This is a genomic window from Mesorhizobium sp. M8A.F.Ca.ET.218.01.1.1 (assembly GCF_004791165.1).
Classification (GTDB): Bacteria; Pseudomonadota; Alphaproteobacteria; order Rhizobiales; family Rhizobiaceae; genus Mesorhizobium.
Map to the genome: position 1 here is coordinate 60,941 of NZ_SRUZ01000011.1, position 25,659 is coordinate 86,599.

At 64.0% G+C, this 25,659-nt stretch carries 22 protein-coding genes; 10 read left to right on the forward strand and 12 right to left on the reverse strand.

Translation table 11 applies throughout. The features are described from left to right. Positions 1–462: 462 nt before the first annotated feature. Both EN861_RS30925 and EN861_RS30930 read right to left on the reverse strand, forming a co-directional pair. Positions 463–858, reverse strand: coding sequence for an acyl-CoA thioesterase (locus tag EN861_RS30925; protein WP_127279779.1), 396 nt, complete (start codon positions 856–858; stop codon positions 463–465). A gap of 352 nt (positions 859–1,210) precedes the next feature. After that, positions 1,211–2,152, reverse strand: coding sequence for a phosphoribosylaminoimidazolesuccinocarboxamide synthase (locus tag EN861_RS30930; protein ID WP_127279780.1), 942 nt, complete (start codon positions 2,150–2,152; stop codon positions 1,211–1,213). A gap of 205 nt (positions 2,153–2,357) precedes the next feature. Here EN861_RS30930 and EN861_RS30935 point away from each other — a divergent pair, with 205 nt between their 5' ends. From EN861_RS30935 to EN861_RS30945, 3 genes are read left to right on the forward strand one after another with little or no spacing between them, the layout of a single operon-like run. Beyond that, positions 2,358–3,974, forward strand: coding sequence for a GMC family oxidoreductase N-terminal domain-containing protein (locus EN861_RS30935; RefSeq protein ID WP_127279781.1), 1,617 nt, complete (start codon positions 2,358–2,360; stop codon positions 3,972–3,974). Beyond that, positions 3,971–5,185 (forward strand): mandelate racemase/muconate lactonizing enzyme family protein, encoded by a 1,215-nt coding sequence (locus EN861_RS30940; protein WP_135867455.1) that lies wholly within the window; start codon positions 3,971–3,973, stop codon positions 5,183–5,185. Before EN861_RS30935 ends, EN861_RS30940 begins: the two co-directional genes overlap by 4 nt. Then, complete coding sequence (locus tag EN861_RS30945) at positions 5,182–6,099, forward strand: NAD(P)-dependent oxidoreductase (protein ID WP_135867456.1); 918 nt, start codon at positions 5,182–5,184, stop codon at positions 6,097–6,099. Before EN861_RS30940 ends, EN861_RS30945 begins: the two co-directional genes overlap by 4 nt. Positions 6,100–6,452: 353 nt before the next feature. On the opposite strand, the gene EN861_RS30950 is transcribed toward EN861_RS30945, so the two are convergent. After that, a complete protein-coding gene (locus EN861_RS30950; protein ID WP_135867457.1) occupies positions 6,453–7,391 on the reverse strand; it encodes a diacylglycerol kinase family protein in 939 nt (312 codons plus the stop codon). 751 nt (positions 7,392–8,142) lie between these two features. Between EN861_RS30950 and EN861_RS30955 the strand changes: the two genes are divergently transcribed. From EN861_RS30955 to EN861_RS30970, 4 genes are all read left to right on the forward strand, one after another. Further along, the gene (locus EN861_RS30955) at positions 8,143–8,577 is read left to right on the forward strand and encodes a DUF4383 domain-containing protein (protein ID WP_127278524.1); all 435 of its coding nucleotides are present in this window, start codon (positions 8,143–8,145) and stop codon (positions 8,575–8,577) included. A gap of 6 nt (positions 8,578–8,583) precedes the next feature. After that, entirely contained in the window at positions 8,584–9,714 is a 1,131-nt protein-coding gene (locus EN861_RS30960; RefSeq protein ID WP_135867458.1) for a hypothetical protein, read from the forward strand. A 15-nt stretch (positions 9,715–9,729) separates the two neighbouring features. After that, complete coding sequence (locus EN861_RS30965) at positions 9,730–10,728, forward strand: alpha/beta hydrolase (RefSeq protein ID WP_135867459.1); 999 nt, start codon at positions 9,730–9,732, stop codon at positions 10,726–10,728. Positions 10,729–10,864: 136 nt separating this feature from the next. Next, the gene (locus tag EN861_RS30970; protein WP_127873621.1) at positions 10,865–11,386 is read left to right on the forward strand and encodes a hypothetical protein; all 522 of its coding nucleotides are present in this window, start codon (positions 10,865–10,867) and stop codon (positions 11,384–11,386) included. A gap of 7 nt (positions 11,387–11,393) precedes the next feature. Here the strand turns inward: EN861_RS30970 and EN861_RS30975 are convergent, their stop codons facing one another. From EN861_RS30975 to EN861_RS30985, 3 genes are all read right to left on the reverse strand, one after another. Next, entirely contained in the window at positions 11,394–12,017 is a 624-nt protein-coding gene (locus tag EN861_RS30975) for a hypothetical protein (protein ID WP_127873622.1), read from the reverse strand. A 73-nt stretch (positions 12,018–12,090) separates the two neighbouring features. Further along, positions 12,091–13,713: an FAD-binding oxidoreductase gene (locus EN861_RS30980; RefSeq protein WP_135867460.1), complete on the reverse strand. Its 1,623-nt coding sequence runs from the start codon at positions 13,711–13,713 to the stop codon at positions 12,091–12,093. A gap of 180 nt (positions 13,714–13,893) precedes the next feature. Further along, a complete protein-coding gene (locus EN861_RS30985) occupies positions 13,894–14,136 on the reverse strand; it encodes a DUF1344 domain-containing protein (protein WP_015316128.1) in 243 nt (80 codons plus the stop codon). A gap of 438 nt (positions 14,137–14,574) precedes the next feature. On the opposite strand from EN861_RS30985, the gene EN861_RS30990 reads away from it, so the two are divergent. Next, entirely contained in the window at positions 14,575–15,066 is a 492-nt protein-coding gene (locus EN861_RS30990) for a DUF2314 domain-containing protein (protein WP_135867461.1), read from the forward strand. Positions 15,067–15,080: 14 nt separating this feature from the next. On the opposite strand, the gene EN861_RS30995 is transcribed toward EN861_RS30990, so the two are convergent. Together EN861_RS30995 and EN861_RS31000 are read right to left on the reverse strand one after the other, a co-directional pair. Then, on the reverse strand, positions 15,081–16,049 hold the full coding sequence (locus tag EN861_RS30995; RefSeq protein WP_135867462.1) for a DUF3137 domain-containing protein: 969 nt from the start codon (positions 16,047–16,049) through the stop codon (positions 15,081–15,083). Between the two features lie 91 nt (positions 16,050–16,140). After that, the gene (locus EN861_RS31000; RefSeq protein WP_135867463.1) at positions 16,141–17,190 is read right to left on the reverse strand and encodes a CapA family protein; all 1,050 of its coding nucleotides are present in this window, start codon (positions 17,188–17,190) and stop codon (positions 16,141–16,143) included. A gap of 143 nt (positions 17,191–17,333) precedes the next feature. Between EN861_RS31000 and EN861_RS31005 the strand changes: the two genes are divergently transcribed. After that, a complete protein-coding gene (locus EN861_RS31005; protein WP_135867464.1) occupies positions 17,334–18,590 on the forward strand; it encodes a hypothetical protein in 1,257 nt (418 codons plus the stop codon). Between the two features lie 29 nt (positions 18,591–18,619). Here the strand turns inward: EN861_RS31005 and EN861_RS31010 are convergent, their stop codons facing one another. From EN861_RS31010 to EN861_RS31025, 4 genes are all read right to left on the reverse strand, one after another. Beyond that, positions 18,620–18,898: a hypothetical protein gene (locus tag EN861_RS31010; protein WP_135867465.1), complete on the reverse strand. Its 279-nt coding sequence runs from the start codon at positions 18,896–18,898 to the stop codon at positions 18,620–18,622. Positions 18,899–18,991: 93 nt separating this feature from the next. Continuing rightward, positions 18,992–19,924, reverse strand: coding sequence for a hypothetical protein (locus EN861_RS31015; RefSeq protein WP_135867466.1), 933 nt, complete (start codon positions 19,922–19,924; stop codon positions 18,992–18,994). Further along, positions 19,924–22,602 (reverse strand): hypothetical protein, encoded by a 2,679-nt coding sequence (locus tag EN861_RS31020; RefSeq protein WP_135867467.1) that lies wholly within the window; start codon positions 22,600–22,602, stop codon positions 19,924–19,926. Before EN861_RS31020 ends, EN861_RS31015 begins: the two co-directional genes overlap by 1 nt. A gap of 50 nt (positions 22,603–22,652) precedes the next feature. Continuing rightward, a complete protein-coding gene (locus EN861_RS31025; protein ID WP_135867468.1) occupies positions 22,653–23,522 on the reverse strand; it encodes a protein-L-isoaspartate O-methyltransferase in 870 nt (289 codons plus the stop codon). Positions 23,523–24,049: 527 nt separating this feature from the next. On the opposite strand from EN861_RS31025, the gene EN861_RS31030 reads away from it, so the two are divergent. Beyond that, positions 24,050–25,645 carry a DUF2778 domain-containing protein gene (locus tag EN861_RS31030; protein ID WP_127869742.1) on the forward strand — a complete coding sequence of 532 codons (1,596 nt, stop codon included), beginning with the start codon at positions 24,050–24,052 and terminating at the stop codon, positions 25,643–25,645. Positions 25,646–25,659: the final 14 nt, after the last annotated feature.

Consider the following 25,659-nt stretch of genomic DNA (forward strand, 5'->3'; position numbering starts at 1 on the left):
GCTGCGTGTTTGCAGGGAAGTCATGGTTCCCTGAAATAGACGCCTTGGTCCGCTGAAAAAGACCTGGGAGTTTGTCTGTGGCGCTCGAGGCTCGGCCTCACGCATGCTCGCGCCCCGCGACGGTGACCGCATTCCAAAGGCAGCCAATCAGGCTCTTGGCGCCATGGCCCCGCAAGGCATCGGGCTGCAGATCGCGCACGTCGCTCTCCGCTCCTTCACACCAGTCGTGTCATGCAAACAGGCGGTGCGCCCGAGGTCCTGTTTGACTTCGGCATAAGCAGTTATGCCGAGCAGGCAGGCCAGGGCGGCGAGAGCCGCCGCAAGCCAGCCGTTCAATAGGTGTTGACGCATTGTCTTCCTCCGACGCCAGCAGAATTGGCCGTGGAGGCAACGGCAGGATGTCGCTGAGCGCATCGCTCCGCTCGGGCGATGTTACAAATGTCGCGCGGTGGCGGTATCGAATCAATTCTCGGCTGGAACGGCTTTCGGCTTGCCCTCGCCGTCGAGCGCCACCATGACGAAATCGGCGTGGGTGACCTTTTCCATCAGGTCGGAGAGATAGCGCTGCGCCCAGGCCTCGACCTTGAGCGTCATCGAGGTGCGGCCGACGCGTTCGACATGAGTGTAGATGCACAGCGTGTCGCCGATCTTCATCGGCTTGGCGAAGGACATCTCCTTGACCGCCGCCGTCACCACGCGGCCCCTGGCGCGCTCGGCGGCGCGAATGCCGCAGGCAAGGTCCATCTGCGCCATCACCCAGCCGCCAAAAATGTCGCCGGCCGCATTGGCGTCCGAAGGCATGGCCAGCGTGCGCAGCGTCAGGTCTCCGATCGGCCGTCCATCCGCGTACTGCACCATGCGAGAAATCCCTCGATATAATGATCATCGGTATCGCCACGGCAGGAATAGGTCAACGCAAGGCAGCCCCCGCTTCCTCGCCTCCATGGGATCACAGGCTCGCCGGTGGTGCGGTTTTGGAGAGGGCTTCCCCCACTCCGTCGCTGCTTCGCAGCGCCACCTCTCCCCCCTCCGGAGGGAGAGGAAGGGAGCCCGGCCGGGCAAGCTCGCGCCTTTCCTCTCCCCGTCGATCGGGGGGTCCGAAGGACGGGCGAGACCCGCGGCTCGCCCCGGCAAGGTGTCGAGCGAAGCTCGACGGAGTGGGGGTCGACTGCGCGGCGTAAGACCAGGCGCTAGCTGAGAGACGCACCTCTCAAAAATAATCTGCAAGGTTAGCTCGGATACGATCGAGAACCGTATCCCCGGAAAGGTCGGGAACGAATGCCTTGCCCGTAATCGCCTCGAAGGCCTGGGCATAGACACGCGAAGCCTGTTCGACGACCTCGTCCGGGATCCTCGGGATCGGATCCTTGTAAGGATCGCAGCGCGCCGCCACCCACGAGCGGATGAAATCCTTGTCGAAGCTCTCCGGCCGCGTGCCATCAGCCAGCGCCTGTTCGTAGCTCGCCGCGATCCAGTAGCGGCTGCTGTCGGGCGTGTGGATTTCGTCGGCGAGAATGATCGTCCCGTCCTTGTCGGTGCCGAATTCGTATTTTGTGTCGGCCAGGATCAGGCCGCGCTCGGCGGCGCGCGCCTGGCCGCGGGCGAACAGCTGCAAGGCGTAGCTCGAAACGGTCTCCCACTGCGCCGGCATGAGCAGGCCCTGCCCCAGGATCTCGGCCCTGGACAGCGGCTCGTCATGGCCGCCATCGGCGGCCTTGCTCGTCGGCGTGATGACCGGTTCGGCCAGCTTCTCATAGTCGCGCAGGCCGTCCGGCAGGCGCATTCCGTACATCTCCCGTTCGCCGCGCTTGTACCGGGTCAGGATGGAGGTGCTGGTGGTCCCGGCCAGATAGCCGCGCACGACGATCTCGACCGGCAGGATCTCGAGCCTTGTGCCGACGACGACGTTGGGGTCGGGATATTCCAGCACATGGTTCGGACAGATGTCGGCGGTTTCCTCGAACCAGTAGCGCGCCGTCTGCGTCAGGATCTCTCCCTTGAACGGGATCGAGGTCAGGATGATGTCGAAGGCGCTGAGACGGTCGGTGGCGATGATGATGCGCCTGCCGTCGGTCAGGTCGTAATTTTCGCGGACCTTGCCCCGGTAATAGCCCGGCAGTTCGGGAATGAAAGCATCCGACAGGACACGCATGGGTTCTCCTGCCTTGTGCAGAGTGGCCGATGTCCCCGCATAGTCCGTCGACCCCATGCATATCAAGCGCGATTGTCGGTATTCCCCACAACCCGGCCGGATAGACCAGTCGCTTTTTTCACAACCGATGCCGGAAGGCGCGGCGACGCGGCGAACTCGTGGCGTCTAGGCTGCGCCCTGTTTTCAGGAGCCGCCCATTTCCATCATGCAGACCTATGATTTCATCATCGTCGGCTCCGGCTCGGCCGGCTCGGTGCTCGCCGACAAGCTCTCGGCCTCGGGCCGTTTCTCCGTGCTGGTGCTGGAGGCCGGCGGCAGCGACCGTCGCTTCTACGTGCAGATGCCGCTCGGCTACGGCAAGACCTTCTTCGATCCCACGGTGAACTGGAACTACAAGACCGAGCCGGATCCCGGCCTTGGCGGCAATGTCGACCACTGGCCGCGCGGCAAGCTGCTCGGCGGGTCGAGTTCGATCAACGCCATGGTCTGGATCCGCGGCGCGCGCGAGGATTTCGACGACTGGCGCGCCGCCGGCAATCCCGGCTGGGGCTATGACGATCTGTTGCCGGCCTTCAAGGCGCTCGAGGACAATGAGGCCGGCGCCGACCAATGGCGCGGCACCGGCGGCCCGCTTCACATCAGCGACACCACGAACGCCGTCCACCCGCTGACGAAGCGTTATCTCGCCGCCGGCCAGCAGGCCGGCCTGCCGCTCAACCCCGATTTCAACGGTGCTGCCCAGGAAGGCGTCGGCATCTACCAGATCTCGACCAAGAACGGCCGCCGCATGTCGGCCGCCCGCGCCTTCCTGCGCCCGGCGATGAAGCGCGCCAATGTCCGCGTCGAGACCAACGCGCTGGCGAGCCGCATCCTGTTCGAAGGCAAGCGCGCCGTCGGCGTCGAATATCTGCGCAACGGTGAGACCAGGACGGCACGAGCCGGCCGCGAAGTGATCCTCTCCGCCGGCTCGATCAACTCGCCGCAGCTCATGCAACTCTCCGGCATCGGCCCCGCGGCATTGCTCAAAGGCTTGGGCATCCCGGTCGTGCAAGCCAACGAGAATGTCGGCGCCAATCTGCAGGACCATGTCGGCATCAACTACACCTTCAAGGGCAAGCTGCCGACGCTCAACCAGATCCTGCGGCCCTGGTGGGGCAAGCTTCTGGTCGGCATGCAGTACATCCTGACGCGCTCCGGCCCACTGTCTTTGTCGATGAACCATGGCGGCGGCTTCTTCCGCACCGACCCGGCCTTCTCGCGGCCCAACATGCAGCTTTATTTCCAGGCCTTCTCGACCCTCATCCCGAAAAACGGCGAGCGGCCGATCCTGACGCCCGACCCATGGCCGGGCTTCTCCATCGGCCTGTCCAACTGCCGCCCCTCGAGCCGGGGCGAGATCATGATCCGCTCCAGGAACCCGCTCGATTATCCCAAGATCGTCGCCAACGCCTATTCCACCAATGCCGATGTCGACGAGATGCTGGCGGCGGTGAAATTCGTGCGCAAGATCGCCTCGATGCCGGCCATGGCCGAGATCATCGCCGAGGAGGTGTTGCCCGGCCCGTCGATCCAGTCCGACGCCGACCTGCTCTCCGATTTCAGGAAGCGCTCCGGGACCGTCTATCACCCGGTTTCGACCTGCCGCATGGGGCCCGACCCCTCGCGCTCCGTCGTCGATCCGCGCCTGAAAGTTCATGGCCTTGAAGGCCTGCGCGTCATCGACGCTTCGATCTTTCCCGACAACATCACCGGCAACACCAACGCCGCCTCGGTCATGACCGGGTGGAAGGGCGCCGAACTGGTTCTGGAGGACCACACATGAAGATCACCGACGTCAAGACCTGGGTTGTCGGCAACCCGCCGCCCGGCATCGGCGGCAAATATTTCATCTTCGTCAAGCTCACGACCGACGGCGGCGTGGTCGGCTATGGCGAAGCCTACAATGCCACCTTCTCCGCCCATGTCACGGCCAGGATGATCGAGGACATGGCCGAGCGCTATCTGATCGGCCGCGATCCGCACGACATCGAAAACTTCTTCCGCCGTGCCTATTCCTCGGGCTTCACCCAGCGTCCCGACGTCTCCGGCATGGGCTGCTTCTCGGCACTCGAAATGGCCTGCTGGGACATCGTCGGCAAGGAAGCGAACAAGCCGGTCTACAAGCTGCTCGGCGGCCAGGTGCACGAGACGCTGCGCTCCTACACCTATCTCTACCCGCACACGGGCAGCGTCCATTCCGAGGACGCGCCCGATGGCAGGAACGTCTACAACGACCCTGAGATGGCCGCAGCCTGCGCGCTCGAATATGTCGAGCAGGGATTTAATGCCGTCAAGCTCGACCCGGCCGGTCCCTACACCGCCTTCGACGGTCATCAGCCGCGCCTCGTCGACATCGATGTCTCCACCAGCATGATCAAGGCGATCCGCGAGGCGGTCGGCACCCGCGCCGACATATTGTTCGGCACGCACGGCCAGTTCACCGCATCGGGCGCGCTGCGCATGGCGCGCGCCATCGAACCCTACGACCCCCTGTGGTTCGAGGAGCCGGTGCCCCCGGACATGCCCGAAGTGATGGCGCAGGTGGCGCGTGCGACTTCGATCCCGATCGCCACCGGCGAGCGGCTGACGACCAAGTCCGAATTCGCCCGCGTCATCGAGAACCGCGCCGCGACCATCCTGCAGCCGGACCTCGGCCGCTCCGGCGGCATTCTCGAAACCAAGAAGATCGCCGCCATGGCCGAGGCCTACCACATCCAGGTCGCGCCGCATTGCTATTGCGGGCCGATCGTCGGTGCCGCCAACATCCAGCTCGCGGTGACACTGCCGAACTTCCTGATCCTGGAATCGCTGAAGCAGTGGGACGGCTTCCACGCGACGCTGCTGAAGAAGAAGATCGAATGGCAGGACGGCAACGTCATCCCCTCGAAGGAGCCTGGCCTCGGCGTCGAGCTCAACGAGGCGGTCTGCGACGCGCATCCTTACACCGGCAAGGACCTGCATCTGCAGATGATGCAGATGCCGCTGGTGCCGTGAGCGAAAGCTACGCCTTCATCGGCCTTGGCCATCTCGGCGGCAACCTTGCCGCCAGCCTGATCCGCAACGGCTTTGCCGTTACCGTTGTCGACCGCGACCCCACCGCCGTCGAGCGCCTTGTCGCGCTCGGCGCCACGGCTGCCGGCAGTCCCGCCGAGGCCGCCGCCCGCGCCGGCAATGCCATAAGCTGCCTGCCTTCACCAAAAGTCAGCGAGGCAGTGCTGGCCGGCCCGGGCGGATTGCTGGAAGGCCTGCCCAAGGGCGGCACCTGGATCGAGATGTCGACCAACGGCCGCGACGAGATTTTGCGGCTTGCCGCCCTCGCCTCGGCCAAGGGCGTCGAGACAATGGAATGCCCGGTCACCGGCGGCGTGCATCTGGCGGCGGTGGGCAAGATCACCGCGCTGGTCGGCGGCAATGCGGCCCTCTACAAGCGCCACCGCCCAGCCATCGAAGCGATGTGCGCCAAGTCGTTCCTGATGGGGCCGATCGGCTCGGCGGCGGTGATCAAGGTCATCACCAACATGCTGGCCTTCATCCATCTGGTCGCCGCCGGCGAGGCGCTGATGCTGGCCAAGCGGGGCGGGCTCGACCTCGCGCAATCCTACCACGCCATCGTTGCTTCTTCCGGCAACAGCTTCGTCCACGAGACCGAAAGCCAGCTCGTGCTGAACGGCTCCTACGACATCGGCTTCACCATGGACCTGGCGCTGAAAGACCTCGGCTTCGCGCTCGCCATGGGCGAACAATCGGGCGTGCCGCTCGAACTGGCATCGCGGGTCAACGCGATTTTCGAGCAGGGCAAGGCAGCCTATGGCGGCGGAGCGTGGTCGACGCAGATCGTCAAATTGCTGGAAGATGCTGTCGGTACCGACCTGCGCGCGCCTGGTTTTCCGGCCAGATTGGAGATGTGATCCCGGCAGACCAGCCAATGAAATCAAGGCGTTGGGCAAGCATCTGGAATCATTGCCGCCACGGCCTGAATCAAAACTGCAGCATCTCGACTGCTTTCTTGGGCGAAGGTTTCAATCGGACTGCATGCCTCCGCGATTGGCGGAAACACCCCTTCCCTTCGTCATCCTCGGGCTTGACCCGAGGATCCATGCCGTGACGTCAAGACGCTGCAACGGTGCTGATTTCTGCTTCGTCGTATTCTTTGGCCAAGGTCACGGCATGGATCCTATGGTCTGCGCCGCGTCGCTACGCTCCTTGCTTCGCCATAGAATGACGACGCTATGGGAACGCTCCACCCCGCTCAACGCCCTGCTCAATATCTCAGCGTCAGCGCGCCGGGCAGGATCTCGAAGGTTGCCGGTATGCGCCCGGGCGACTCGCCGTCTATATCGACCAGCGCGCCATTCTTTTCGGCGTCGCCGAGCGGTTCGACCACCACTTTCCGGCCGCGCAGGATAGTGATGGCGGGGTGGTTGCGGTGCCTGCCGCCATAGAGCAGCCTGATATCCCAGATCAGCTTCAGCTTGCCCGCCGCGCGCAGGATGACGATGTCGAACTGTCCGTCGGCCAGCTCCGCATCCGGCGCGATCATCATGCCGCCGCCGAAGAATTTGCCGTTGGCCACCGCCACCAGCGCCATGCGCGCCTCGACCGGGTCGCCGTCATCGACGGTGATCCTTACGTCCTGGAAGCGGTAACGGACGAACTCGACCACGGTGCGCCACAGGAACAGCGTCTTGGCCGACATCCTGCCCTTGCGCTTGTCGGCATTGACGGCGCGGTCGGTGGCGCCCGACAGGCCAAGGCTGGCGATGTTGATGAAGTGGCGGCTGGCCAGCGCGCCATGCTCGTCGATGTAGCAGATACGGCCGGCATCGACCGCCCTTGCCTTGGCTTCGGCAATCCGCTTCAGCGTCGCGTCGATCTCCGTCGGCAGGCCGAGGCCGCGCGCGAAATCGATGCCTGTGCCGCACGGCAGGAGGCCGAGTTCGGTGGTCCTGCCGCCCTCCTCGCGGGCCTGCAGCAACCCGTCGGCCACTTCGCTCGCGGTGCCGTCGCCACCGGCCGCGATCACCAGGTCGAAGCCGTTTGCGGCGAGATCGAGCGCAAGCCGCTCGGCATCGCCCTCGGCCTGGGTCTCGCGCAATTCGAAATCGCCGAAGTGCTTTTTCAGCGCGGCGGCGACATCGGGCCAATGCCGTTTCAGCCGGCCGCCGCCGGCAATCGGATTGAGCACCACCCCGACCTTCAATGCTTTTCCTCCCCCGGAAGGCGCCGGCCCGATCCTGCCGGCCCCGATCCTTTGCCAGCATTGAAACCCGCGCCTGTCGGCAGGGCAAGGGGCACCATCGGTTCGTTCGCCGAAAAAGCGGGGCAGGCTGTCTAAGGTGTTCGCGCTTGAATTTCCCTGGCTTCTGGCATCGGTCCCCGATAATCCCGCTATCCACAGGGGCAAGCCCATTCCCCACAACCCTTACCCGGCGTAAGTTCAACCCATCTCAGGCGGCTACCGATCGCCAAGCCGAAAGGCGAAGTGAAAGGCGGATTTCCTGAGGCCCGTACGGCCCGGATCGAGACCAGGCTTGCCTGTTCGAGGGATGGTAGCCGAGACCTACGGGGCCGCGGAAAGCGTGCCAACGCCGACGGCGGACCGATGCTGCCATGAAGGACGGCAAAAACCTTCGATGGCACGCAGGGCAAAGCCCGCAAGGGCCAAGACCAGCGTGGTCTGGAACGGATGCTGCCTTCGGGTGGCTTCTGGCAGGACCGTCAAAATCAAGGCCGGCATGGCGCGACGACTTTACGGAAGTTGCTGCCGCGACCGTGTCCTGATCTGACAGGGAGGCGCTGGGAGAAATCCCGGCGCCGACTGTCTTTCTTAACCCTCGCAAAGTCCTTTCCCGGCGAAGTTGCGGGCGCCGCTTCACCGCGCGTCAAAATCGGTTAGTATCGCTGCGTCGTCAGAGTCCGTCTGCAACGGGCTTTTCGGAGGGGGATACTTCATGACGCTGATCCAGAAGCTTGCCATCGCCTACGCGTTCCTGTTCTTCGCGGTCGTGGCCATCGGCTACATTCCGGCCTTCAACGATGCCGACGGCAATCTGTTCGGCCTGTTCTCCCTGCAATGGTATGACGACCTGCTGCATGCCTTTTCAGGCGTCTGGGCGCTGGCCGCCGCCTTCATCTCGCACCGCCAGGCGGTGTTCTATTTCAAGCTGTTCGGCTCGGTCTATCTGTTCGACGGCGTGCTCGGACTGGTCACCGGCTCCGGCTGCCTCGATGCCGGCATCTTTATCAACGGCTTCCGCTCCCTCAACGACATCGAATTCCCCACCCGCTTCTTCGCCAACCTGCCGCACATCGTCATCGGCGGGATCGCCGTCTATATCGGCTTCTGGCTGTCGAAGCGCATCTACGACCACTTCGCCACGGCCTGATCGGCCATGTTCCTGTTCCGCTTGATAAAGCGCATCGTCAAGACGATCCTCTGGCTGATCGTCATCGTCATCCTGATCCCCATCGCCGGGCTTGCCTATGGCTTCCTGACCACGCCGTCACTCGACAGGACGCCGCTGCCCGGCATTGCCGACGGGGCGCCGCCCAAGGCGCTGGCCGACAAGGTGCGCGCCGAAATTCCCGGCTACCAGCGGCCGGAGGAATCGACCTTCCTCACTTATCCGGAATGGGCGATCGTCTACGCCGCGCGCGAATATGCCGGTTTCGTCGCCAAGGACCAGCCGAGCGGCTTTCCCTACTGGTCGTATGTCGGCCGCTTCTGGCAGGATTACGCGACGGTGATCCGCGCCAGTTCCCCCTACAAGTTCAACTACGCCAACCACCAGATGCTGGTCATCATCGGCACCAGCCATTCGATCGAGCATATCCTGCAATGGGCCTATGAGAACACGGTCGGCCGTATCACCGAGGCGGCATCGACCAAGCGTACCGCCGCCGACATCTACCAGGCCAAGGTGGCGGCGGATTATGCAGCTTTTCTCGACCAGGTGCCGTGGTACCAGTTCCCCTACGCGCAAAAGCGCGCCGGGCTGTTTGCCGTGCAGCCGGCGCCTGGTGACAGTTCCATCCGCACCAGCGAACGCAAGCTCGCCTTCGGTCTCGCCGACACCATCAAGCAAGGCTATGCCGATCTGATCAAGCAGGCGCTGGCGGCGACCTCCGACCCGGCCTTCCTCAATGTCCATGTCTGGGCCAAGGGGCCGGTCGGCGAGGCCACCCGCAACGAGCCCGACACCTTGCTGGAACGGGACATGGGCCAGGACGGCACCGTCTTCGTCACCAAGCGCTATCAGGTCTTCACCGACATGATCCCGCGGCTGATCGACAAGGGTGTCTCCTTCGTCGAGATCGGCGGCAATGACGAGATCATGGTCACGGTGCTGTCGACCGACGCGATCGCCATTCCCGAAGGCATGCGCATCCTGTTCAGCTATCCGCTCCCGGCGGATCCCGCGACGCGCCGCACCGGCATGGTCGTGGCCGTGCGCAAGCTGCATCTGGTGCTGCCGTCGCTGATCAAGGCCGGCGCCAGGCTCGAACACGTCTACGACTACTAAGGTGACAGCCCTGCCATGCGTCGACTGATCCGGATTGTCGGCTGGCTCGCGTTCACGCTGCTTGTGCTGATCATGGTGGTGCTCGTCGGCTTTCGCGGCGCGGCGGCCTGGCGCGAGACGCTGTCGCCACAGGAGGCTGCGCCGGCGGGAGCCCTGTTCGCGACGGTCGGCGGGCTGAAGATGCACTACCAGGTCTGGGGACCGCCGGACCGGCCGCCGCTGCTTTTGTTCCACGGTACGGCGTCGTGGGCCGAAACCTACCGCGATATCGCAGCACCGCTGGGTGAACAGGGCTTTCGCGTGATCGCCGTCGACATGCCGCCCTTCGGTTATTCGGAAAGACCGGCCGACCAGGATTATTCGCGCGCCGCTCACGCCAGGCGTGTCCTTGGCTTTGCCGACGCGCTCGGCCTTCGCCATTTCAGCGTCGGCGTCCACTCTTATGGTGGCGGAGGCGTGATCGAAGCCGCCTTCTCGGCCCCGGACCGCATCGATGCGCTGATCCTGCTCGACGTGGCGATTGGCCTTGGCCAGACCGAGGCACCCGCGCCACCGTTCGCATCTCTCCTGAAAAGGGATTGGCCACGCCAGCTCCTGACCGCCTCGACCTTCACCAATCCGCTCATGACCGGGATCGGTTTGCGCCGGTTCATCGAGAACGACGATCTGGTCACGGCAGAGCGCATCGCCATCTACACGCGCCCGCTGAACGTCACGGGCACCACCAATGCCGTTGGTCACTGGCTGTTCAGCGGCCTCTACAATGACGAGCGGAAATCGCTTGCCGCCAACAAGGCGAATTATCGCGCCTTCACACCGCCGGTCCTCGTCATCTGGGGACGAGAGGATTCGACCACGCCGCTGGCCCAGGGCGAAGAGATCGCCTCGCTGTTTCCACACGCCGAACTGGCCGTCCTCGATGGCGTCAACCACATCCCGCAGGTCGAGCGCCCGCACGACGTGGTGCGGCTGATCGCCAATTTCCTCAGACGGATCTTCCCGGGCAGCGGGTAGGCACGCGCCGCCACGCACATTCGACGGTCGAAGCCAAAATCCCGCCTTGTTCGCGCGCAATGGAGAATTGCATGTCGCCTGGAACGCGGCACGCACCTGACTGGGCTGCCGGGGGGCATCTCGAAGGGACGAGACCGTGATCAAGACCGCCCTTGTCGCCATGACCATCGTCGGCTGCGACTGCGACGCCAAGCTGTGCGAATATATCGGCGAGACGCCGGCCAAGTGGTCGACCATCGCCGATTGCGAAGCCGCGATGAAGAGCCAGATCCTGCACGAGCGCAATTTCAATTATCCGCTGGTGTCCGGCATCTGCCGCACCAAGGGGTCGGCGTCCTCATCGCACCTGGCCGCGATCGCGTCAGGCCCGGAACTGAAGCCCGCCAGCCGAACCGTCAGAACGGAGAGCCCGCTGCCGCCGGAGCTCAGCCATCGGCCGAGCGTGCCCGTCGGATCGCCGACGACGGCCCTGGACGCGGCCGCTGCCCGGCCCGTCGCTTATGAACAGGTAGTCGATGGCGGAACCGGCGTGCTCTATCGCACGAAGAACGGCTACGCCGTGGTCAAGACCGATCTCGGCCGCGCCGCCTCGGCAACCGCCGACGCGGCAAAGCGCTCGGTGAACTGGCTGGCCGGCCTGGTGCCGAGCAAGCTCTAGGCACAGCCTACATCTTCAGCTTCAGGCTCTGCCAGAACTTGTCGATCAGCGGCTTCTCGGTCGCCGCATCCTCGCCGGCGACGCGCGTGATGAACAAAAGCCCCTGGTCGGCGCGACCGTAGCCGACGATTTCGAAATAAGCGGTGTCGGTGCGGGTCTTCACCTCGGCGGTGATGCCGGTCAATTCCTTGCCGTCGGCAAGCTTGCGCGTCGTCGGCTGCTGCGTCAGCGCGGCACCTGCCTGCACCGATTCCTTGGTCATCTCCTGCAGCATCAGCTGGTTGAGCGACACCGGGTTCATCTCGCCGTATTCCTGCACCACGACGATCGTGCCCAGCGCCGAGGCCATCAGATATTGCGTGATGTTCTCGCCGAGATCGCTCTTGGTCACCGAAATGCCGCTCGGATGGTTGAAGGAGAAACTGCCGCCGGAAAAGGTGGCGAAATCGTTCTTGTCGAGCTTCACTTCGACCTGTCTGCCGTCCGGCAGCGTCACATGGGTGCTCTCGCCGGCGTCGATATCAACCGCCTTGCCGTCGATCGTCACCTTGAAGGCCTTGAGGTCCTCGGCTCCGGCGGATCCAGCGCACAGCGCGATAAGAGTGAGGGCTGCCGCCGATACCATGCGCATTGACTGTTCTCCTGCTCTATTCCTGAGCAGTTCCGGACGGAAAACCGCTTCACACTTTTCCTGGAACTGCTTCTTATACCACCCCGCTCAGCGCCTTGATGGCACGGTAGAAGGTCGAGGAAAACAGTTCCGTCGGGTCATGGCGCCGCTTTGCCGCCAGGAAGGCCGGCAGTTCGGGATAGGACGCCAGCAGCTCCTTGCCCGTATAGTGCAGCTGGTAGGGCAGGAAGAACCGACCGCCATGCTTGATCGTCACGTCGATCAGCGCCCGCGTCAGCGCCCGCATCCTGGCATTGCCATCGGCATCGGCCGGCTGGTTGATATAGAGCACCAGCGAATAGGCCGGCTCCGGCGCGTAGGTCAGCGCCACATCCTCCTTGTGGACGACGCGCACCGAGGCGTTGAGGACAGGCAGATCCTGGTTGCGCAGGATTTCGCGCGCTTCCGCGATGAACTCGACATAGGCGGCGCGAGGAATAAAATATTCGTGCAGTATGTCGGTCTCGTTCATGAGGTCGTTGAACAGATACGGCACCGAATCGTGCATCGGGTTGTTGCGGGTGACGAGACAGGCCTCGCCCTGGGCAAGCGCCGAGCTGCGCGGCACCGTGCAGCTCTCGAATTTCGGCTCCAGCGTCTTTTCGGTGAACCATTTCAGTTCCTGGAACGCGCTGCCCCACTTGGCCATGTTCATGATCACCCGCTTCAGGCCGACGCCATCGGGTTCACCGAGCGCCGGCTGGTCCGCCGGCGGCTGCTCCGCCACCTTGTCGTAGCGGTAGACGATCATGTCCTCGAGGAAATTGCCCGGCGCCGTCGACAGATGGCCGTAGAACAGGCCGATGTTCTTGTTCGGCTCCAGCACCTCGGCGAAGAATTTCGGAAAGTCGTCGGATTTGATGATCTCGCGCGAGGTGCGGTAGACGGCATTGTCGACGATATCGAGCGTCGCCTCCAGCACCACGCCGAACAGGCCGTAGCCGCCGACAACATGGCGGAACAGCTCGCTGTTGTCGGCTGGCGAGCAGGTGGTCACCGACCCGTCGGCCAGCATCATCCGCATCGAGCGGATCGAGCCGGCCACCGAGCCCGCCTGATGGTCCATGCCGTGCGCGTTCACCGACAGCGAACCGCCGACCGAAAAAATATCGGTCGACTGCATCGCCTTCACCGCGAAGCGCGGATGCAGCATGGTCTGGATGTCGTGCCAGCGCGCGCCCGGCTGCAAGGTCATTGTCCTGGCCGCGGCGTCCACCGTGAACTTGTTGAACGGTCTGAGGTCGAGAACCAGCGCATTGTCGTCGAAGGCATGCCCGCCCATCGAATGGCGGATGGCCGCCAGCGACACTTTCAGCCCGTTGGCGCGCGCGAAGGCCAGCGCCTTGGCGATATGCTCTTCCTCGCTGACCTCGACCACGCCATAGACCGGCGTCCTCGACAGGCCGCTGGCATCGTTTATGTCGCCGCCTTTTGCCAGCCAGGGCAGCGACGGATCGAAGGCCGGCGCGTTGTCGATCGGCTTCAGCGGCAGCGCGATGCCGTCGATATCGGCGATGCGTCCGGTGTTCTTCGGCCCTGACGGGCCTCGCGCCAGCCGCGCCACGGTGGTGCCGCCCCACAGGACGGCGCCGCCAAGGACAGCCGCGCCCAGAAGCAGCCGCCGCGACAGGCGAAATCCCTTTTGTTCCTCGGCCATGCAGATCCCCCGCAGCCAAGGAATAGCGCGGCCTCTGGGCAAAAACCATAGCAGCGCTGCCGGAACGGCGTTTCGCCACCGTCGACGCCCGGCGGTGCGTGTCCAAGGTCATGAAAATGGCCGATCCCCGAAGGAACCGGCCAGATTGGAGCAGGGTCTCAAAAGTCCGATCAGGAGTCTCTATGAAGCCTTCTTGATCGACGTCACCATGCCGGTCTTGTCGTCGACGGTCACCGCCACCTTGGCGCCGACCTTCAATTTCCCGACCGACGCATCGGGCGACAGCTGGTAGATCTTGCCGTCGTCGAGGGTGACCGACTTGGTTGTCGGATCGACCGCCTGGATAGTGCCCTGAACGGTCGCGGCATAGGCCGTGCCGAGAAAGGCGAGCAGAGCGGCGGTGGTTGCGAGGGTCTTCTTCATGGATAGCACTCCGTGCTGTTTCGGTTTTCCGGCACCGCTTGGGAGAGGCAGCACCGAACGGCCCGAGACTGGAGCGGAAAGCGCGCCATCGGCAAATCACGTTGAATGAATTTTCGCAAAGGAAATCATTGGCTTAATTCCGACACAATAGCCTCCAAGCCCTTCGATGCCGACAGCTTTCCCGCCCAGAGGGAAGCCTCTTCTCCGCACGAAAAGAGTCGTTTGACGGATTGTGGCTCGCGCCGCCGGCGATCACGCGGCCGCCGCAATCCCTTCCCGGCCGCATCACGAAACAGGACTTCGATTTGTCATCGGTACACATTTTATGTCGCGGGGCCGGCTCGATCCTCCCATTCGGCGGAGAGCAATTTCGCGCTCAGGTTGCAAACTCGAAGCGAATGCGGGATGGTGTCGCGCTTGTGATAAGGGGGGACTTCCATGAAAATCGCCGTCCGGACCACGCTATCCCTGATGCTGGCGATTTTGCCGGGCCTGGCTGGCGCGCAAGGCGCCGATCCGGGTGACAGCACGATCATCTTTGCTCCTGATGATCCCGACATGGCGTCGGCGACCGCGCGAGCCCTCGCCGGCCTGGATGAATTCCTGGCCTTGTCCGAAACACCTCCGTCCGGCACCGACAGGTTCAAACTGAAGGTCAAAGTGCGTGACGGCAATGTCACCGAACACTTCTGGGTCATGCCGTTTCGCCGCACGGAGACCGGATTTGTCGGCATATTGGCGAACGAACCGGAAGAAGTGCATAACGTCGTGCTCGGTCAGAATATAGAATTCACGCGCGACGACATTTCCGACTGGGGATACACCAGGGACGGCCATCAGGTCGGCAGCTTCACCGTCTGTGTGATGTTCAAGAGAATGTCCAAGGAAGAGGCGGACTATATGCGCGGCAAATACGGCTTCGACTGCTGAGCTGCTTCGGCCGATCAGATCGCCCCGTCCCTCACACCGATCTTCCTCACCAAGGCCGCCGTCGCCAGCATGGCGCCCATGTCGGAGATCATCGGCGCGACATGGGTCTGGTAATCCAGCGGCACCGAAATGGTGGGCAGTTCGAAGAAGTTCTTCGCTTGCGGCAACAACAGAAAACCGTCGCCGCCATTGAGCGCGACACGCGCCGGCTCGTCCGGCCAGGTTTCGCCGAGCCATTTCAGCGCCTGCGCCAGCCGCCCGGTCACCAGCGGCCGCGCCGCCTCGACATTGTCGGTGCGGAATTCATAGGCGGCGTCGAGAAAAGGCTCGCCCGACGACAGGTCCTGCAGCTTGGACCCAAACACCCCACGGAAAAAGCCGACGACCGCATTGGTTCGCCGCGTCGCCACCAGGATTCCCGGGAACGGCTCGACGGCCTCGAAGGCGACGATGACACCCTTGAATGCAGTCGACGAACCCTTGCCGTTCCCTTCCCGCAATTCCGTCTCGTAAAGCTCGAACGGAAACTCTTCGTAGCGTCCGGAAACGACATCGTCGAAGGACTGCCGGTTGAAAGGCCCGACCGTCTCGCGCGGCAGCCGGTCGAAGGAGTTCGGCCTTCCGCCGTGCTGGTAGTGCACATCGCGGATAAAACCGAAAATGATGGGCAGCAGCGTGTCGCGGAACGATTGCTGCAGCCGCGTCGCCGGTTTCATGGCCTGGAAATAGAGCAGGACCGAAGCGGCGAAGCCTATGACATAGAGAAACACATGCGGCGTCGAGAACCATTGCTCGTGGGGATCGGCGACCTTGTTGAACAGCCAGGCAATGAGCGCGACGAAAACGACCACCAGGCCAACGAACAATGGGACGCGCCACTTGACCCTGCGGGCGACCGAGGCCCTTGTCGCTTCGTATGTCCCGATGTCCTTCTTGATGGCCGCGATAGCTGCCGCGCCCGGCATGAAATCCGCTGTTTCCATCGCCATCCCCCGCTGCCGAAGCCCGCTTTGCGCCATTATGATAGCTGCTTTTGCAGGAACGACGCCAGCCGGATAGAGCGATCTTCCCTTCTCACCTTGTGGGAGAAGAGAAGATCGCCCTCAGCCGACCCTCGACCTTTTGCCGCATTCCACCTTCCAATCCGTCCACCGACACCAGCCGCTCATGGTCGCCCACGCGTAGCCGCATGAATGGAAGCAGCCGATAGGCGGCGACCCTGCCGCGCGTCTGCGCTTCAGCACTGACGTCGACGATGAAAATCCCGCCGATACGCCCTGGCCATGGCTGGCGGGCAAAAGCGGTGCCGAGGAAGTCGCCGAGCCCATAGGCGACGATCGCCTCGCCGATCCGCTGCACCGGCTGCACGACATGGGCATGATGGCCGGCGATCAGCCCGACGCCGTGCCCGGCCAGCCGCCGCGCCAGCGCCCGCGTTCCGGCACGCGGAAAATGCCGGAATTCCCAGTCCCAGTGCGGCACCGCACAGAGGAGATCGATCCCCGCGCTCGCCTCGCGCGGCCAGCGCGCCGGATCGCCTTCCATCAAGACGCGGCCGGCAAACAGGCTTTCGTCGGCGTTGCGCCAGAGCGTGAAAGCGGCGAAGCCGAGAGCGATCGGCCCGACCGCGAAGCGTTCGACCGGGCCAGTGGCGGCCAGGCCGATGGTGCGGATATCGAGCCGCTTCAACGTGGCCAACGTCGCGTCGAAACCGGCGACACCCTGGTCGAACACATGATTGTTGGCCAGCGACAGCACGAGTTTTTCGCGCTCGATCCCGACCGCCGCCAATGCCTCCACCAGAAAGCGTTCGCTCATCGCATGATGCGTGCCGAGCTTGGTCCCCAGCACGGCACTTGGCTTGTCCACGATCGGGCTTTCGCAATTGCCGATCACCAGGTCGGCAGTGCCGAGCAGCTCCTTGATCGCCGGATCGCACGCCGGCGCGCTGCGGTTGGCCACGGCCGAGATGTCGCCGACGAAGGCAAGCCGCACCATCTGCTTCGGCGGCGGATCCATCGGCATCCCCGCCGCCGGGGCAAACCCGTTGGCGTCGCCGCCAAGCGACGGCTTCAGGAACCGCGGCAGCCAGGACAGTTTGTAGGAAAGCGGATAGTTCGACACGCGATGCCCAATTTGCTTGCCCTGTGTAGACCGTCCGTCCGGCGTGTTGAAGCCATCCGGCGACAATCATGCGGCGTGACCGGCAGGCGGCGGACGGCAAATTCGTGTATGATCGCCGGCGCGAAACGCGCCTGGAGGGGAACATGAAACGAGTTGCGAGCCTGCTGGCCTCAGCCTTTATTCTGCTTGTACCGTTGTCTTCGGCTAGCGCCGCCATGCCCGAAGCGGCAACCGCATTGTTCGAAGCAAAGACCGTGGCCGCGCGCGACGGCGCCCTGTCGACACTGGAAGCGGCTGCGCCGAAAGATCCGGCTTCGGCCTATGCCGCCGGCGCCGGCGAGTTCTTCACCGCACTGGAATTGCTGGCGAGCGGCCTGCACCGCCATGGCTTCGAGAGCCCGCAATCCTTCATGCTGCCGCTGATGCAGCTGCCGGTGCCGACAAACCCCAACCCCGAGCCGCTGACCTACGAAGAGTTCCGCTCCATCCTGGTCGCCTTCCGCGACCGGCTGGCAAAGTCCGCCGCGACGCTGGGTTCGGTGCCGGCCGACGCCGATATCGGCATGGTCATCGACCTCACCCATGTCGGCATCGACCTCAATGAGGACGGCACGATCGCACCGGATGAAAGCATGGCGGCGATCATGGCGGCGCTGTCGCACGGCGGCATGGCGCCAGACGGCGCCGCGCCTGCGCTCACCTTCCGCTTCGACCGCGCCGACGGTTACTGGCTGCAGGGCTACGCCGAGTTCCTGATGGCGCAGGCCGATTTCTGGCTGGCGCATGATTTCAGGGGCACGTTCGACGGCTCGTTCCACATGCTGTTCCCGCGCGCCAAGCTGCCATTGCAGGACATTCTGGTGCCGCCGCCCAGCGAGATGGGCGGCAACATGTTCTCCTCGGAATGGCGCATCGCCGATTTCATCTCGATGGTGCACATGATCAACTGGCCGGTGATCGAGCCGGAGCGCCGCAAGGCGGCGCGCCAGGAGCTGCTCGAAATGATCCGGCTGTCGCGCGAGGACTGGAAAGCGATCCGCGCCGAGACCGACAATGACCGCGAATGGCTGCCGGGCCCGCAGCAGAAGGGCGAAAACCAGCTCACCGGCCTCGAAGTCGGCGAGGAGCAGCTCCAGGCCTGGCTCGCCACCTTGACCATGGCCGAGGACTTGCTCGAAGGCCGGGCGCTGCTGCCGCATTTCCGCATCACCGGCAAGGGCATCAACATGAAGCGCTTCTTCGACGAGCCGAAGCCCTTCGACCTCGTACTGTCGATCACCGGCCCCGGCATCGCACCCTATCTGGAGACCGGCAAGATCCTGACCAGCGACGATTTCGACCTGATCCAGCGCGAATTCGGCGGCGGCGGGTTTCTGACGTTCGCGCTGTGGTTCAATTGAGGACTAAGCGCCTCGAACCGCACTGACGATCAGAAGAAACGGCGTTGGAGACGCAGGAGCCCGGCCACGACCGCCGCTATCAGCGCGTTCGATATCACGCCGACCGCGCCGCTCATCCAGGCGATATCGCCGGATTGACCAAGAATTACGAAGGGATAGCCGATGGCGATGATGACAATCGCCGCCACCAGTCCAAGCCAGCCCACGCTTGGCTGCTTGACCCTGAGGCTGAGGAAATAGGCGATAGCGATCAGCACGATCCTGAGCGGGTCCAGTATGTGGGCAATGACGATAGCGGTCAGAAGCATGGCCGGGCACTAAGCTTCAAAACCAAACCTTTCAAATGCCAGGTTTCAAGTGGCAGGGCTCATGGAATTCAGCCGGCCTGATGTCGACAGGTCTTATCGCGCGAACCCGTGCAGCCGCGCCAGCAGCCATTGCAGCGGATTGTTGACGAATGCCTTGGTGACGAAGCTGTCATGGGCGGCTTCCGAGGCGAGCAGAGCGATGGTGCCGGCTTCCAGCCGCCGCGGCGGATCGGCGCTTGCATTGATGCCCTTGCCTGCCAGCGCCTGCCTGATCTCGGCATTGCCCGAGGCCGAGGATTTGCCGTAGGCGCTGACGAAGAAACTCTTCCTGTGATGCGCGATCCAGTCGGCGAAGACGTCGGCTTCGTCGAACACGGCGTCGAGCAGGATGACGCCGAGCAGGCGGCCGCCAATGTCACCATTCCCAAGCACGGAAGCGGCCGGATTGTAGCCGCCGCTATAGGCGACCAGCACCACCGGCATGGCCTCGAATTTTGCCGCCTTGGCGCCGGTCAGCCTGGCCAGGCCTTGCGCCGCCTCGGCCATGAACCCGGAAAAATAGCCCGGTGTCCAGAAATTGCCGGCGCTGGAATCCTGCGCGTCGCGGGCAAATTGCGGCGCCACTAGCACGGCGTTGAGGCCCGAAGCCTCGACCTGCGCGGCCACGCGCTGGCGCCCGACCACGTCTCGCTGCAAGGTCGCGCCGTTGCCGTGGAAGAACACGACGATGACAGCAGGCTTGGCGGCATCAAAACCTTTGGGAATCCCGAGTAGCGTCGAGCGGTCCGAATAGGTCTCGTCTTCCCAGTAGATTCCCCCACGCGGCGAGGTGTGGCCGTGGCGGCTGTTCGCATCGACGTCGAGAAACGGCGCGGAGCCGTCGGGCAGCTTGCCCCGGTACGGAAACGGCGACGCCTTGAACGGCACGATGGTCGAGATCGCCTTGTGCAAGCGCGCCCCCTGGCTTGCCACCGGAAACGCCGCCGTGGCCAGCAGTCCGGCGACGATGGCGCGCCGGTCCGGCATCAAGCGGGCACCACCCGGAGAGCCGGCGCCCTTGATGGCAACAGCACCGCGAAGAAGGCCGGAATGGCGACGAGATAGGCAATCCCAGCCCATTGCAGCACGGCGCTGAGGCCGAAGCTGGTGGCGACGATCGGCACCGCGGCCGAGCCGATCACCGAGAAGCAGCCATTGATGCCCCAGGCCCAGACGAACAGATGCTCCTTGCCGAGCCGCGCCAGCCAGGTCATGGCGGTGGCCATCGGCATGCCCATCAGGAAGGCCGGCGGCGACACCAAGAGGAAGCAGAGCAGCAACCGCACCGCATAGGGATAGGCGCCGATCCAGTCGAGCACCGGCGACAGATAGAAGCCGTAAATCAGCAGCAGCGCGCAGATGGCCAGCAGCACCACCGGCAGCAGCGTCCTGGCACGGTCGAAGATGCGTTCGGCGAACAGGCTGCCGAGACCGGAAAACACCAGCATCGAGGAGATCAGCACCGAGGCCGAAACGGTCGGATTGGCCAGCGCCACGGTGAAGCGGCTGATCAGCCCGACCTCGACCATGATGTAGCCGAGGCCGAGGCACGCGAAATAGAGGATGGTGCCGAGCTTGCCGCGCGAGCGCGAGAACACGATGCGCCAGCCGAAGAGCACCGGCAACAACACCAGCGACGCCGCCGTGATGCAGGCAATGCCGAGCGTCGCCCAGATCAGCAGATAGCCCCAATCGTCCTGGAACAGGTCGAGCCGGTCGAGCGTGCGCGGCAGGTCGGCGACCTTCACATAGGCCGCAAAATAAGGTTGATCGTTGCTCAGCGCACGCGCGTCGAAGACATAGTCGCTCGCGAGCTTTTCCCAGCCGCCGGTCAGAAGTGCGTGCCAGGTCATGCGCTGCAGTTCCGTCGCCGGCAACACCTGCGGACCGGCATCGGCATCCGCGCAGGCATCGAGCGTCGGATCGGCGGGTGCGGTCGGATCGCAGTCAGGATTTGCAGGCGTGGTCGGGTCGGCGGGTTGGGTGAGCGTCGCGTCCTGTCCGCTGCCGAAGATCGACGCGCGGTAATCATCGAGTACCTTCTGCGCCCCCGAGCCGTCATAAACCATTCCTGGATAATAGACTTCCTCCCAGGACATCGATTTGGTGTAGTCGCGCAGCGTCTTGATTTCGGTTTCCGTGAAGCCGCCACGCTTGAACAGCACCGTCGTGGTGGAGAGATAGCTCGACACGGCGAAGACATCGTTGGCGGCACCTTGGCGGTCGAAAATCTCCGCCGCTTCGGCGACGGTAGAATAAAGCTTGAGCACCGATTTTGGCGGCTCTTCCTTGTTCCACAAGGTGATCGACAGCACGCCGCCTTCGGCAAGCGCGTGCATGTAGCTCAGCATCGCCTCGCGGGTATAGGCGTATTTCTCCGAAATGGCGAAGCCGCCGGGATTGGACAGGCCGACGCTGTCGGCCAGGCTGAGGTCGATGACGTCGTAGCGCTCGGCCGTATTGGCGAGGAACAGGCGCCCGTCATAGTCGATCACCTTGAGCCGCGGTTCCGCCAGTATATTGCCGGTGACATCCCTGAGGATCGGATCGCGGAAGGCCCGCAACGTCATCGGGTTGCTCTCGGCGAGGGTCACCGAGGTCGAACCGGCATTGAGCGCGGCCTGTGTGGAAATGCCGCCGCCGAACTGCACAACGAATGTCTTGGGTTTCTCCTTGATGACATAGGGATAGTGCATCGGCAGATAGCGGAAATAGACTTGCTCGGCCGGCGCCAGGTTGCGCATGATGCCTTCCGGCCCGTCGCCGTCGCGATACATGCCGACATAGGTGTTGGCCGGAACCTCGGGCATGCCGAAGGCGGCGTTGTCGCTCAGGCCCGGCGCGAAATGCATGTAGGAGCTGGCATAGACCTGCAAATCGCCGAACGGCGAGACGCTGCGGTAGATGCGCTTGCCGTCCGGGAAGTTGCGGGCATAGGCGACACCCTTGTATTGCGAGACAGTGATGTCGGGTATGCCTGTAAGCCCGGGCAGCACGAGGTAGCCTGATATCGACAGCGCCGCGACCACCAGGCCCGCGACAACGCTCTTCCAGGCGCCGAACGCGGCGAACCACAGCAGCGAACCGGCGGCCCACAAAAGCAGCGGCACGACGATGATGGTTTCAGGCGCGAACAGATACAGCGACACCAGCACGACGAGGCCGGCAAGCCCCGAGCCGGTCAGGTCGGCGAAATAGACGCGGCCGAAGGCGGTGCGGCTTTTCAGGAAGACGATGCCGAGGAAGAAGGCGCCGGCCAGGAACGGCAGGAGGTAGAGCAGGAAATTGGCGAGCAGCCGCCATTTCTGCTGGGGATCGGACACCAGGAAGATGGCATTGAACGGCACCGTCTGGGCGATGAGGTTGGAGCCGACGGCGAGCGGGCCGATCAGCAACAGGGCCACCGTTGCGGCGCCTTGCCAGTGGCGATCGAACCAACCCTTGCCGGCGAAGATGACGACACTGGACAAGGAGAAACCAAGCATGGCGAGGCTGACCACCAGCGAGCCGAAATGCGACCAGCTGCCCACGGCAAACACCCGCATGACGGCGATCTGCAGGGCGATGATGGCGCCGGCGATCAGCCCGACCGCGAGGTAATGCGCAAGCCGTGGCGCCTCCAGCGAGGCGATGCCTGGTCGAGAGATCGATGCGACGGCTGCCATTCAGGCCCCTCGATGCGAATTCAGCAAGGCCGGTGCCGCCGCGCGGCGACTCAGCCGTTATGCGTGCCGACGATCTGGTCGCCTTCCAGCTTGGTGAAGGGCACGAAAGGCACCACCTTGCCGTTATAGATGTCCGAGCGGACGATGTTGAACGTGCCGTCGGCAAGCTGCTGCTTGATCACCTTGAGCACATGCTGGGCGCCCGGCGGACCGACGGGAATGACCATGACGCCATTGGGCTTGAGCTGCTGCAGCAGCGATGGCGGAATATGGTCGATGCCGCAGGTGACGATGATCTTGTCGAACGGACCGACGCTCTCCCAGCCATAATAGCCATCGGCATTGCGGCTGGTGACCGCGCCGAATTCGCTGTAGCCGCGCTCGATCAGCCCGTCATAGATACGGCGGGTGCGCTGCGCCAGCGGATTGATGATCTCGATCGTGTGCACCTTGTCGGTGAGGTTGGCCAGATAGGCCGACTGGTAGCCCGAGCCGGTGCCGATCTCGAGCACGGCTTCGCCGAACTGCACGTCGATGGCCGTCGTCATGCGCCCGACCAGGTGCGGGCCTGAAATCGTCACGCCATAGCCGATATCGAGGAAGGCATGATCATAGGCGCGGCCCAGGTTCTGCGGCAGCACGAACTCCTCGCGCGGGGTCAGCAGGAAGGCGCGCTTGTTGCGATCGTCCAGCACGTCCTTGTTGTAGACCATGATCTGGAAGCGATCGAATCGCTCAGCCAGCAACTTCGGATCCTCGCCGCGATTGGCCACCATCCAGTCGATGAAGGACTTCTTATCCTTGAACGGCACCTCCGCATTGCGGTCATAGGGAACCGGCACGGCAGCCTTGACGGCGGCCGGAAGAATGGAAAACGCCGCGGCTCCCGCCGACAGCGCCAAGAAGTCCCGACGCTTCATGGAAAAGCCTCCAAAGGTGCCCTTTGCCACCTTGAAACCAAGCACTTGACCGGATTGCACCGCCTCCCAAAACGAGTCAATCGGCCGCCGGAAGTCGATCCGCCAGGCCGAAAAATTGTGGCAGGACGGCAACAGTAGTCGCGGGCACCCGGTGGCGTTCGCGGCGGCGCGGCCGATGCCTGTCGGCGCGCCTCATTGCCGCGGGAAGCGCTCGATCGTGTTTTTGCAAGGATTAGCAAGGGCTGTTTTGCTTGACTCGACAGGCAAAAACAGGCAGCAAAACAGCCTTGGAAGGGCTGCAATACCGCGTGCATGGTCGTGGACGAGCCTTTTTCGGCACAAAGTCCACGTCTCTCGATTGGTTTTGAGAGGGATTGGTTAACCAACTTTGTCCATATTTTGAAGCAATCGGCAACTAACGACAGGCGCGGCAAACGCGTCGGGGACCACCTGGGATCACTCACAGAATGGTCGTCGCGGCTATCACAGCCGCGGACGTGGGAGCCGATTGGAGCAAGATTGGTTGCATGGCGTTCTTGAGTCGTAAAATTGTCGGGGACAGGCGTTGGGGCGGCGAGACCGCTGTCGAAGCGTCACGTGCCTCATCCTTCACCCCTGAACGGGTTGTCCCCTGGGTCGCTGTGCCAGGCGTCGGCGTTGCCGTCGGCCTATGGCTGATCGGCACCATGGCCGGCCTCAGCTCCGTCGGCGCCTCGCTCTCGGCGACGTCGGCAGGCCTGCCGCAGACGCTGTCCATGCCGGGCGTTCTCGCTCTCGCCGATCCGCTGAAACAGCATTTCCTCAGCTCTTCGGCGCCGTTCGTGATGGCCAATGCCCATGGCGGCGCGCAGGCGCTGCACGACCATGCCGTACAGTGCGGCGCCAGCTGCTTCAAGCTGGCCGCGGTAACCTCCAAGGCGGAGAAATCCGCGCGTCTGGTGGCACAGGTCAAACCAACGCCGGCGAAGTCGAAATCGCAGCAACGCTTCGAGCTGATGGAAGCGTCGCTGTCGCCGACAAAGCTTGCCGCCGCCTTCGCCGGTGCGGGAAAGCCGGCGGCCCCAGCCAGCACCCATCCCCTTATTTCCACCGCCGCCCAGCAAGTCACCGAGGCGTCTCTCGTGCCGTCCGTCCAGGTCATGGCCAGCCTGTCCAACGACATGCCGGCTCCGGCGGCGGAACGCTTCGCCCGCGCCGATACGGGTTCCGTCGTGCAGACCGCGCCGGCGCCGACGGGCTTTGCCCAGTCGGAAACGCCCGACAACGCGCAGCTGGCGCTTGCCCTCGTCGAGTCGATGCCGGTCGAGGACGAAGCCTTCGCCTCGCCGCTGCCGATGACAGAATCCTCACCCGATGTCGCGGTTGCGCCGGTGGAGACCCAGCAGGAACAGCCCGGCGACGCCGCCTCGCTGCCGGATGCGCTTACCGACGGCGTCCCGCTGCCGACCCGCCGCCCGCAATATGAGGCTCCGCAGCCCAAGGTCGTGGAGCAGGACAAGCCGGCTCCGCAGCCCAAGGCACTGCCACAGAAGCCTGCACCTCAGGCAAAGCCGGTCGAGGTGGCCAGGCAGCCTGCCCGCCAGGGCCGCTCCGGCGAAAACGGCGACGTGCTGGCCTATGCCAAGCCGGATACCCCTGCGGGCGGCCTCGGCCAGGCGTTCAGGAACCTGTTCAACGGCCCCAGTGCCGGAAGCGGCGCTGGCCATGGCGTGGCCGTCTATGACATCAGCGCCAAGACCGTCTACATGCCGGACGGCCAGCGGCTCGAAGCGCATTCCGGCCTCGGCGCCATGGTTGACCAGCCGCGCTATGTCCACGTGAAGGACCGTGGTCCGACGCCGCCCGACACCTACAATCTGTCGCTGCGCGAATCCCGCTTCCACGGCGTCGAGGCGATCCGCCTGACACCGACGAGCGGCGGCAACAAATACAACCGCAACGGCCTCCTCGCGCATACCTACATGCTGCGCGGCGGCCGCGCCGAATCCAATGGCTGCGTCGTCTTCCGGGACTATGCCCGCTTCCTCGCCGCCTTCAAGAAGGGCAGGGTTACACGCCTCGTCGTAGTGGATCGCCTGAAGGGATCGGCGACCCGGGTCGCGTCGAACGGAAGCGGCGCTTGAGATAAGGCGGAACC

Coding starts and splice junctions, on each gene's coding strand:
- EN861_RS30995 (WP_135867462.1), bottom strand. CDS start 16,049: ATGGAAACAGCGGATTTCATGCCGGGCGCGGCAGCTATCGCGGCCATC.
- EN861_RS30955 (WP_127278524.1), top strand. CDS start 8,143: ATGACGCTGATCCAGAAGCTTGCCATCGCCTACGCGTTCCTGTTCTTC.
- EN861_RS30960 (WP_135867458.1), top strand. CDS start 8,584: ATGTTCCTGTTCCGCTTGATAAAGCGCATCGTCAAGACGATCCTCTGG.
- EN861_RS30980 (WP_135867460.1), bottom strand. CDS start 13,713: ATGGCCGAGGAACAAAAGGGATTTCGCCTGTCGCGGCGGCTGCTTCTG.
- EN861_RS31015 (WP_135867466.1), bottom strand. CDS start 19,924: ATGCCGGACCGGCGCGCCATCGTCGCCGGACTGCTGGCCACGGCGGCG.
- EN861_RS30925 (WP_127279779.1), bottom strand. CDS start 858: ATGGTGCAGTACGCGGATGGACGGCCGATCGGAGACCTGACGCTGCGC.
- EN861_RS30965 (WP_135867459.1), top strand. CDS start 9,730: ATGCGTCGACTGATCCGGATTGTCGGCTGGCTCGCGTTCACGCTGCTT.
- EN861_RS30935 (WP_127279781.1), top strand. CDS start 2,358: ATGCAGACCTATGATTTCATCATCGTCGGCTCCGGCTCGGCCGGCTCG.
- EN861_RS31005 (WP_135867464.1), top strand. CDS start 17,334: ATGAAACGAGTTGCGAGCCTGCTGGCCTCAGCCTTTATTCTGCTTGTA.
- EN861_RS30990 (WP_135867461.1), top strand. CDS start 14,575: ATGAAAATCGCCGTCCGGACCACGCTATCCCTGATGCTGGCGATTTTG.
- EN861_RS30975 (WP_127873622.1), bottom strand. CDS start 12,017: ATGCGCATGGTATCGGCGGCAGCCCTCACTCTTATCGCGCTGTGCGCT.
- EN861_RS31025 (WP_135867468.1), bottom strand. CDS start 23,522: ATGAAGCGTCGGGACTTCTTGGCGCTGTCGGCGGGAGCCGCGGCGTTT.
- EN861_RS31010 (WP_135867465.1), bottom strand. CDS start 18,898: ATGCTTCTGACCGCTATCGTCATTGCCCACATACTGGACCCGCTCAGG.
- EN861_RS30985 (WP_015316128.1), bottom strand. CDS start 14,136: ATGAAGAAGACCCTCGCAACCACCGCCGCTCTGCTCGCCTTTCTCGGC.
- EN861_RS30930 (WP_127279780.1), bottom strand. CDS start 2,152: ATGCGTGTCCTGTCGGATGCTTTCATTCCCGAACTGCCGGGCTATTAC.
- EN861_RS31030 (WP_127869742.1), top strand. CDS start 24,050: ATGGCGTTCTTGAGTCGTAAAATTGTCGGGGACAGGCGTTGGGGCGGC.
- EN861_RS31020 (WP_135867467.1), bottom strand. CDS start 22,602: ATGGCAGCCGTCGCATCGATCTCTCGACCAGGCATCGCCTCGCTGGAG.
- EN861_RS30940 (WP_135867455.1), top strand. CDS start 3,971: ATGAAGATCACCGACGTCAAGACCTGGGTTGTCGGCAACCCGCCGCCC.